We start from the raw sequence: 9,697 nt of genomic DNA on the forward strand, positions 1-9,697 counted from the left end.
TCCCACATTTTTGGCCGCGTTTCAGCCTTTGAGAATCGCGGCATAGCCTTCCCGGTAAGTCGGGTATGTCGGCACCCACCCCAACGCCTTGATACGCGCATTACTGCATCGCTTGCTGCCCGCCCGGCGCACACTGGCGTCCTCGGACCACTGCGTAACACCCAAATACTCACGTAACCAGGCCACCACCTCAGCCAACGGCGCCGGCGCGTCATCGACGCCGATATAGACCTTGTCCAGCGAACCGCCCTGTTCCACATGACGCAACAAAAACGCCAGCAATCCCGCGGCGTCATCGGCGTGTATGCGGTTGCCATACAAAGGTGGGTCGACTGCCACGCGATAACCTTGGCGCACCTGGGTCAGCAGCCATTCGCGGCCCGGACCGTAGATACCGGTCAAGCGCACGATACTGGCGGGTATGCCGCTGCTCAGTGCAACCTGCTCGGCTTCGAGCATGACTTGTCCGGAATAGCCCTTGGCCTGGGTTTGCGAGGTTTCATCGACCCACTCGCCATTCTGCTGCCCGTAGACGCTGCTGCTGGATACAAACAGCAGATGTTTAGGCTCCTGCCCGTAATCCTTCAGCCACTCCAGCACATGCTGCAACCCTTGAACGTAAGCGGCGCGATAACCGGCTTCATCGTGGTCCGTCGCAGCGGCGCAATACACCAGGTAATCCACCCCGCCGATGGGCCAGGTGTCGGGACAATCCTTGTTGAACAGGTTGCCGGCAATACCGATGACGCCCTCGGGCAGGCGCGAAATATCGCGGCGCAGGCCATGAACCTCCCATTCCGAGGCCAGCAATTGGCTAGCCAGCCGACTACCCACATCGCCGCATCCGGCAATCACAACAGAAGGCGCAGACATCACAAAACTCCGTTTTCAAAGGTCTAGATTAGCCCTCACAGCCGACTGGCGGCCAGAAAAAGCACAAATAAAGTTACTGTATTACTTCTGTTAACAAGAATTACTTGCAATAATGACCTCCCATTTGTCCTCGGCCGTTCAGGGTCTGGTAGGACGATCACTCATTTTTCTTCTCAGGTCCGGCCAGCATGACACGTCATACAAACCCCGCTTCGCCAACCAAGCTTCACAGCCCGTCCCGCGCCTGGCGCGCGATTGCTGCGCTGCTGTTCAGCGTACTGCTGGCGCCGACCGCCGCATTTGCTGACGCCACCGCACCCGCCGCTCCGGCTGCCGCCGAGCACAATGCCGCGACGCCGAACGCCCCCGTCGCAGCGCCAGCCGCTGCCACCCCTGCTGCGCCCGCCGTCGCTGGCGACACTGGCGTAGTGCTGGAAGAAGACAACACCCTGGGCATGGCCCACGACCTGTCGCCATGGGGCATGTACCAGAACGCTGACGTGGTGGTGAAAGCCGTGATGATCGGCCTGGCCATCGCCTCGATCATCACTTGGACCATCTGGATCGCCAAGGGCTTCGAATTGCTGGGCGCCAAGCGTCGTCTGCGTACTGAAATCGTCCATCTGAAAAAGGCCACCACCCTCAAGGAAGCGAGCGAGACCGCGACCAAGAAGGGCACCCTGGCCAACCTGCTGGTGCACGACGCGCTTGAAGAAATGCGCCTGTCAGCCAACACCCGCGAAAAAGAAGGCATCAAGGAACGTGTCAGCTTCCGCCTGGAGCGCCTGGTTGCGGCCTGCGGTCGTAATATGAGCAGCGGCACCGGCGTGCTGGCAACCATCGGTTCCACCGCGCCGTTCGTCGGCCTGTTCGGTACCGTATGGGGCATCATGAACAGCTTCATCGGCATCGCCAAAACCCAGACCACCAACCTCGCCGTCGTTGCCCCAGGCATCGCCGAAGCCCTGCTGGCCACGGCCCTGGGCCTGGTTGCCGCGATTCCTGCAGTGGTGATCTACAACGTCTTCGCCCGTTCGATTGCCGGCTACAAGGCCCAGGTATCCGACGCGTCGGCAGAAGTCCTGCTGCTGGTCAGCCGCGACCTCGATCACCAGCCTTCCGAGCGCAGCTCGCAACCGCACATGGTGAAAGTGGGGTAATCGGCCATGGGCCTGCATTTGAATCAAGGCGACGACGAGCTCGTCGAGAACCACGAAATCAACGTGACGCCGTTTATCGACGTGATGCTGGTGCTGCTGATCATCTTCATGGTTGCCGCGCCGCTGGCCACCGTGGACATCAAGGTCGACCTGCCAGCGTCCAGCGCCAAGCCTGCGCCGCGGCCGGAGAAGCCGATCTTCCTCAGCGTCAAGGCGGACCAACGCCTGTTCCTGGGTGAAGAAGAAGTCAAAACCGAAAGCCTGGGCCCGGTGCTCGACGCCAAGACCCAGGGCAAGAAAGATACGACGATCTTCTTCCAGGCCGACAAGGGCGTGGACTACGGCGACCTGATGAGCGTGATGGATGCCCTGCGGGCAGCCGGCTACCTCAAGGTAGGCCTGGTCGGACTAGAGACGGCAGCCAAGAAATGATCACGACGCGCCACAAACTGACGCGTTATGGCACCAGCCTCGCCGTCGTGCTGGGCGTGCATGCCGTCGCGATCGCCATCGCGCTCCACTGGTCGGCGCCGCGCACGGTGCAGTTGCCACCGGCCGCCATGGTCATTGACCTGGCGCCGATGCCTGCACCACCGCCACCGGCTCCGCCGAAAGTGGTCACGCCGCCGCAACCGCCTGCTCCGGTAGAAGAGTTGCCTTTGCCGAAACTGGCCGAGGCCCCCAAGCCGACAATCCAGGTGCCCAAGCCGGTCAAGCCCAAACCCAAACCTCAGCCGCCCAAGCCAGTGGAGAAAAAGATCGAGCCGCCCAAGGAGAAGCCCTCCGAGGAGCCGCCGAGCGATGCTCCGCCCACCCCGGCACCCGCGGAAAAATCGGCGCAGCCGGTTCCTGGCCCGTCGCCTCAGCAAATCGCGGCCAAAGCGTCCTGGGAAGGCGCCCTGCTGGCGCACTTGCAGAAGTACAAGAAGTACCCGCCAGGCGCTCAGGCGAGTGGCAAGGAAGGCTTGAACCGCCTGAAGTTCATAGTCGACGCCGACGGCAACGTGCTGTCCTACGAGCTGGTGGGCCGTTCCGGCAACGCCGACCTGGACCGTGCAACCCTGGACATGATCCGTCGTGCCCAGCCGTTGCCCAAGCCACCGGCGCACATGTTGAAAGGCGGCAGTATCGAGATCGTTGCACCGTTCGTGTACAACATCGAGAAGCGTCGCCGCTGAGTGTGGGAGGGGCTTGCCCCTCCCACCGCTGATTGCGCGCGGCTAAAATCTCAGCTATTTCCCGCTCAATCCCCAGCAAAGTTCTGATAACGTGCGTCTATTGATTGCAGCCGGTATGCTTGGCCCGCAACCTCATGGACGCTCGCTATGACTCTTACAGAATTACGCTACATCGTGACCCTCGCCCAAGAACAACACTTCGGCCACGCGGCGGAGCGTTGCCACGTCAGTCAGCCGACGCTGTCGGTGGGCGTGAAAAAGCTTGAAGACGAACTCGGTGTGCTGATTTTCGAGCGCAGCAAAAGCGCCGTGCGCCTCACCCCGGTGGGCGAAGGCATTGTGGCCCAGGCGCAAAAAAGTGCTGGAGCAAGCGCAAAGCATTCGCGAGCTGGCCCAGGCCGGCAAGAACCAGCTGACCGCCCCGCTCAAAGTCGGCGCGATCTACACCGTCGGCCCGTACCTGTTCCCGCACCTGATCCCGCAACTGCACCGCGTCGCGCCGCAGATGCCGCTGTATATCGAAGAAAACTTCACCCACGTATTGCGCGATAAACTGCGCAACGGCGAGCTGGACGCGATCATCATCGCCCTGCCGTTCAACGAGGCGGACGTACTCACCCTGCAGCTCTACGACGAGCCCTTCCAGGTGCTGATGCCGGCCTCTCACCCGTGGACGCAAAAAACCACCATCGACGCCGGCCTGCTCAACGACAAGAGCCTGCTGCTGCTGGGCGAAGGTCACTGCTTCCGCGACCAGGTGCTCGAAGCCTGCCCGACCCTCACCAAGGGCAACGACGGCGCCAAGCACACCACCGTGGAATCCAGCTCCCTGGAAACCATCCGTCACATGGTCGCCTCCGGTCTGGGCATCTCGATCCTGCCGTTGTCCGCGGTGGACAGCCACCACTACGCGCCCGGCGTGATCGAAGTTCGTCCACTCACGCCGCCGGTGCCGTTCCGCACCGTGGCAATCGCCTGGCGTGCGAGTTTCCCGCGGCCAAAAGCCATTGAGATCCTCGCCGACTCGATCCGCCTGTGCTCGGTGGCCAAGCCGCCTGTTGCCGCGAGCTGATCCGCCGTATGACTGAGCTGTCGCAGGTGCCGGTGACGGCACTCAAGGGTGTCGGTGAAGCCATGGCCGAGAAGTTGGCCAAGGTCGGCCTGGAGAACCTCCAGGACGTGTTGTTTCACCTGCCCCTGCGTTATCAGGACCGCACCCGCGTAGTGCCCATCGGCCAGTTGCGCCCTGGGCAGGATGCGGTGGTCGAAGGCACCGTCAGCGGCGCCGATGTGGTAATGGGCAGACGCCGCAGCCTGGTGGTACGCCTGCAGGACGGCACCGGCGGCCTGAGCCTGCGCTTCTACCATTTCAGCAACGCACAAAAGGAAAGCCTCAAGCGCGGCACCCGCGTGCGTTGTTACGGCGAAGCGCGGCCCGGCGCGTCCGGCCTGGAAATCTACCACCCCGAATACCGCGCGATCACCGGCGACGAACCACCGCCGGTAGACACCACCCTCACGCCGATCTACCCGCTCACCGAAGGCCTGACTCAGCAACGCCTGCGCCAGTTGTGCCTGCAGACCCTGACGATGCTCGGCCCGCAAAGCCTGCCCGACTGGCTGCCGCTGGAACTGGCCCGCGACTACCAACTGGCGCCGCTGGACGATGCGATTCGCTACCTGCATAACCCACCGGCCGACGCCGATGTCGACGAACTGGCCCTGGGTCATCACTGGGCCCAGCACCGCCTGGCCTTCGAAGAACTGCTGACCCACCAACTGTCGCAACAACGCCTGCGTGAAAGCATGCGCTCCCTGCGCGCCCCGGCGATGCCCAAGGCCACGCGCCTGCCCGCGCAGTACCTGGCCAACCTCGGCTTTGCGCCCACCGGTGCGCAACAGCGTGTAGGCAACGAAATCGCCTATGACCTCAGCCAGCAAGAGCCCATGCTGCGCCTGATCCAGGGCGACGTGGGCGCGGGCAAGACCGTGGTCGCCGCGCTTGCCGCCTTGCAGGCATTGGAAGCCGGTTACCAGGTGGCGTTGATGGCACCCACCGAAATCCTCGCCGAACAGCACTTCATCACCTTCAAGCGCTGGCTCGAGCCGTTGGGCCTGGAAGTGGCGTGGCTGGCCGGCAAGCTCAAGGGCAAGACCCGCGCGGCCGCACTGGAGCAGATCGCCGGCGGCGCGCCCATGGTGGTGGGCACTCACGCATTGTTCCAGGACGAAGTGCAGTTCAAGAACCTGGCCCTGGTGATCATCGACGAACAACACCGCTTCGGCGTGCAACAGCGCCTGGCCCTGCGCCAGAAAGGCGTGGGCGGGCGCATGAACCCGCACCAGTTGATCATGACCGCCACACCGATCCCGCGCACCCTGGCCATGAGCGCCTACGCTGACCTCGATACCTCGATCCTCGACGAACTGCCGCCCGGCCGTACTCCGGTCAACACCGTGCTGGTCACCGATACTCGGCGTGTGGAAGTGATCGAACGCGTGCGCGGTGCCTGTGCCGAAGGGCGCCAGGCCTATTGGGTGTGTACGCTGATCGAAGAGTCCGAAGAGCTGACCTGCCAGGCCGCCGAGACCACCTTCGAGGACCTCACCAGCGCCCTCGGCGAACTCAAGGTCGGGCTGATTCACGGCCGCATGAAACCAGCGGAAAAAGCCGCCGTGATGGCCGAATTCAAGGCTGGCAACCTGCAACTGCTGGTGGCCACCACGGTCATCGAAGTGGGCGTGAACGTGCCCAACGCCAGCCTGATGATCATCGAGAACCCCGAGCGCCTGGGCCTGGCGCAGTTGCACCAATTGCGCGGCCGAGTCGGCCGTGGCAGCGCCGCCAGCCACTGCGTGTTGCTGTATCACCCGCCGCTGTCGCAGATCGGCCGCCAGCGCCTGGGCATCATGCGCGAGACCAACGACGGTTTTGTCATCGCCGAAAAAGACCTCGAACTGCGCGGGCCCGGTGAAATGCTCGGCACCCGCCAGACCGGCCTGCTGCAATTCAAGGTCGCCGACCTGATGCGCGACGCCGACCTGTTGCCTGCCGTGCGCGATGCGGCGCAGGCCCTGCTGGAGCGCTGGCCGGATCACGTCAGCCCGCTGCTGGATCGCTGGCTGCGCCACGGGCAGCAATACGGCCAAGTGTGACGTCTGACTCACTTAAGCGACCTACAGATGTATCAAGCTGGTTATACTTCGGTGACTGTACGAATTTGGATCAGGCCATGTCAGAAGTTGCCCTCGCCACAGCCCCACTGACCGCCCCGCCGGTCATTCGGGCTCTGCTCGCAAAACTCGCCATCCCCTACACGGAAGTCACCGAACATCCGGGCCTGAATCCAGCACGAAAGGTCCAGGCTGTGCTGCTGGAAGATGCGGTGGGCGCACTGATGGTGCTGTTCCCGCAGAACCAGTTGCTCGACCTCAACCGCCTCACCGAACTCACCGGCCGCCGCCTCACCGCCGTGCCGCCGGAGCGCGTCAGGCGCATGCTGGACAAGCATGAGCTGAACCTGCTGCCGGGCCTGCCGGCACTCACCAGTTCGCCGTGCCTGTACGAAGGCAGTCTGCTCAATGAGCCAAGCCTGCTGGTGCATTCGGGCGAAGCCGGCCTGCTGCTGGAAATCGCCAGTGACGTTTTCAAGACCATGCTCACCAAAGCCAGCGCCGCGCAGTTCGGCGAGCCGGTGAGCAACATTCGCCCCAACCTCGACCGTCCCAATGATGACCGCGAGGAAATCACCCAGGCGATGCAGGCGTTCACCGCCCGCCGTATCCAACAGCGCCTGGAAGCGACCATCGAGATTCCGCCGTTGGCCGATACCGCGCAAAAGATCATCAAGCTGCGCGTCGATCCCAATGCAACCATCGACGACATTACCGGCGTGGTCGAAACCGACCCGGCCCTGGCCGCCCAAGTGGTGAGTTGGGCGGCGTCGCCGTATTACGCGTCGCCAGGCAAGATCCGCTCGGTGGAAGACGCCATCGTGCGCGTGCTGGGCTTTGACCTGGTGATCAACCTGGCGCTGGGCCTGGCCCTGGGCAAGACCTTGAGCCTGCCCAAGGACAACCCGCACCAGGCCACGCCGTACTGGCACCAGTCGATCTACACCGCTGCCGTGATCGAAGGCCTGACCCGCGCCATGCCCCGCGCCCAGCGCCCGGAAGCCGGCCTGACTTACCTCGCCGGCCTGCTGCACAACTTCGGCTACCTGCTGCTGGCCCACGTGTTCCCGCCGCACTTCTCGCTGATCTGTCGCCACCTGGAGGTCAACCCGCACCTGTGCCACAGCTATGTCGAGCAACACCTGCTGGGCATCAGCCGCGAACAGATCGGCGCGTGGCTGATGCGTTACTGGGACATGCCGGACGAACTGTCCACCGCCCTGCGCTTTCAGCACGACCCGACCTACGACGGCCAATACGCCGAATACCCGAACCTGGTGTGCCTGGCCGTGCGCCTGCTGCGCAGCCGCGGGATCGGCTCCGGGCCGGATGAAACCATCCCGGACGAGCTGCTTGAGCGTTTGGGTTTGACGCGTGACAAGGCTGAGGAAGTGGTCGGCAAGGTGCTGGATGCCGAGGTGTTGTTGCGCGAATTGGCGTCGCAGTTCAGTCAGGGCTGAATCTGGCGCCTGTCAGATAGCTATCGGGGGCTTGCTCCCGATGAATCCAACTCGGTTTTACTAAAAAACCTCAGCTCTTCTTTTTCTTCGGCCGCAAATACTTGGTCAACCCCTGGAACCAGATCACCAGTGCCGGGTTGCCCTTTATCTGGATCGATTGATAGTTCCCACGCTCTGCGCTCATCGCTCTACACAATCTCGATGAGCGCAGAGCGAGGGGAACAATCACCAACCGAGTAACGGAACGTAGATCAGTCGTGGTTCTTATCAATCAATGTAAACACCAACGCCTTTACCTGAAAAGTGGAGCTGTACTTGCAGATCAGCGGCCGGAATTTATCAAGGAGAAACTGATGTTATTCACCCTAAGGTTCTCCAAGTAGCTAAGAGTCACCATCACATTGGAATGTGCTGTCTGGTCCAAATAATAAATATCCGCCCCGCCCCGCCCCCCCATACCACCGGGTAGTTTTACGGGGGGCTTGGTCTCAGTTGGCACGCCTAAAGCCTCACGTACGTACTGCTGATCCATATCTAATTTGAACGGTTGGGGTAATTGCCCGCTATATACAGGCTGACCTACTGTTTGAACCAGGATGATCATTACTTGCTCCAAGCGTTTTGTTTCTGCCCAAAACCACAACTTCACACCGGGTTCTGGATTCTGAATGAGCTCCTCGTTATCAGAGGCATCAAAGAGCCGCTTGAGTAGTAAATTTTGAATGAGCCCCTGGCTCACCAGCTTGTGATAGGAGAAACCGAGTCCCCCTACCAAACGACTGATCGTGACAGCGTCCATCAGTACCACCCCTGCGATTCATTTATTTTGTGCATTTTTGCGCAAGCGTCCTGAAGTTCTGATTCGGTGAATCCCTGTTCGAGCATGTAAGGCTTTATCGCCTTAAAATTGCTTTCCAATGCCCCCCTCAGATCGCCAGCATCCAGATATTGTTTAGCTCGTGTGTTTCTCCACCCATAGGTTTCACTATACTTTTTGATGGACCTCGGCAGGGATGGCGATACTGGCTGCATGTTTCATAAGGGCTTCGATCTCATCGTCATCCAGCTTAACCCTCGTTTCAAGATAACGTCTTAAGGCTGCTTGTGACGGCATATGGTCAACATGCAATCCGTTGCGCGGTCTGCCACTGAATGCACCATAGACGTCTACTTCTAACGGCTTCACAGCTGGCTTGGCAAACACCAAATACAACGGCGGCACACCCGAATCAGCAGGAAACGAAATGATCGTATCCTGCCAGGTAACATCCTCAGCCTCCCGACCTGGGTAATGACTGATTGCCGAATCCTGCCCCACTGCAACCGGATGAACGAACAAATTATCCAAGCGTTCCGGTGTACCTGGGTACGGGCTCGGCGCACTGACCACCGGCCCATGGTTCGGCGTCCACGTGATGCTGATGCCATCCAACACCGCCACTATCGCGCTGTTGTCCGCATTCCATCTGGCTTGCGCAACGGGTACACGATCAGCGCCACTCTCAGGCTTGGTATGTATGCCATAAACACGCAGCTCACCTGACTCATCCTGGCGAAACTGGAAACGCACCCGCGTACTGGCCGAGCGCATAGCTGCCAACTGCTCCGGGGTATACAGCGTTGAATCACCCATATCCCGTGGCCAGAAAGCCAGCAACACGACATTGAGTGCTGAACTGGCTCCGGCCAGCCCGCGTACGGCCCAGGCACCAAGGTCGCTGCCAAGTGTTCCAGCGACCCTGCCGACAGTGCCCGTCGTACCGGTCGAAGCCATGACTGCAGTGGTGCCAAAGTTCCTGGCGTGTTCAGGGCTTGTTCCCGCAGCCGTGGAACGACCGGCACCGAAACGCAT

Annotated in this window: 8 protein-coding genes and 2 pseudogenes; 6 read left to right on the forward strand and 4 right to left on the reverse strand. The window is 61.4% G+C overall.

From position 1 onward, the window contains the following. Positions 1 to 21: 21 nt before the first annotated feature. The gene (locus JWR98_RS14335; protein WP_205490376.1) at positions 22 to 873 is read right to left on the reverse strand and encodes an SDR family oxidoreductase; all 852 of its coding nucleotides are present in this window, start codon (positions 871 to 873) and stop codon (positions 22 to 24) included. A 188-nt stretch (positions 874 to 1,061) separates the two neighbouring features. Between JWR98_RS14335 and exbB the strand changes: the two genes are divergently transcribed. The 6 genes and pseudogenes from exbB (at position 1,062) to JWR98_RS14365 (ending at position 7,845) form a co-directional block, all read left to right on the forward strand. Further along, complete coding sequence (gene exbB, locus JWR98_RS14340) at positions 1,062 to 2,033, forward strand: tonB-system energizer ExbB (protein WP_078735217.1); 972 nt, start codon at positions 1,062 to 1,064, stop codon at positions 2,031 to 2,033. Between the two features lie 6 nt (positions 2,034 to 2,039). Continuing rightward, positions 2,040 to 2,465 carry a TonB system transport protein ExbD gene (exbD, locus tag JWR98_RS14345; protein ID WP_003176926.1) on the forward strand — a complete coding sequence of 142 codons (426 nt, stop codon included), beginning with the start codon at positions 2,040 to 2,042 and terminating at the stop codon, positions 2,463 to 2,465. After that, complete coding sequence (locus JWR98_RS14350; RefSeq protein WP_078826583.1) at positions 2,462 to 3,211, forward strand: TonB family protein; 750 nt, start codon at positions 2,462 to 2,464, stop codon at positions 3,209 to 3,211. Before exbD ends, JWR98_RS14350 begins: the two co-directional genes overlap by 4 nt. Before the next feature lie 147 nt (positions 3,212 to 3,358). Then, positions 3,359 to 4,283 (forward strand): annotated as a pseudogene (locus JWR98_RS14355) (LysR substrate-binding domain-containing protein). An 8-nt stretch (positions 4,284 to 4,291) separates the two neighbouring features. Beyond that, entirely contained in the window at positions 4,292 to 6,367 is a 2,076-nt protein-coding gene (recG, locus tag JWR98_RS14360; RefSeq protein WP_205490377.1) for an ATP-dependent DNA helicase RecG, read from the forward strand. A gap of 77 nt (positions 6,368 to 6,444) precedes the next feature. Beyond that, on the forward strand, positions 6,445 to 7,845 hold the full coding sequence (locus JWR98_RS14365; protein ID WP_078735220.1) for an aminoacyl-tRNA deacylase and HDOD domain-containing protein: 1,401 nt from the start codon (positions 6,445 to 6,447) through the stop codon (positions 7,843 to 7,845). A gap of 70 nt (positions 7,846 to 7,915) precedes the next feature. Here JWR98_RS14365 and JWR98_RS14370 read toward each other — a convergent pair. The 3 genes and pseudogenes from JWR98_RS14370 to JWR98_RS14380 all read right to left on the reverse strand — a co-directional run. Beyond that, a pseudogene (locus JWR98_RS14370) lies at positions 7,916 to 8,005 on the reverse strand (helicase); the annotation flags it as partial. Positions 8,006 to 8,167: 162 nt separating this feature from the next. Then, on the reverse strand, positions 8,168 to 8,644 hold the full coding sequence (locus JWR98_RS14375) for a DUF6392 family protein (protein ID WP_205490379.1): 477 nt from the start codon (positions 8,642 to 8,644) through the stop codon (positions 8,168 to 8,170). A 186-nt stretch (positions 8,645 to 8,830) separates the two neighbouring features. Next, the coding region (locus tag JWR98_RS14380) for an S-type pyocin domain-containing protein (protein WP_225908715.1) at positions 8,831 to 9,697 on the reverse strand (867 nt) is incomplete at its 5' end.

Origin of the sequence: Pseudomonas lactucae, from assembly GCF_016937615.1 — a bacterium.
In the GTDB taxonomy this organism is placed as follows: domain Bacteria; phylum Pseudomonadota; class Gammaproteobacteria; order Pseudomonadales; family Pseudomonadaceae; genus Aquipseudomonas; species Aquipseudomonas lactucae.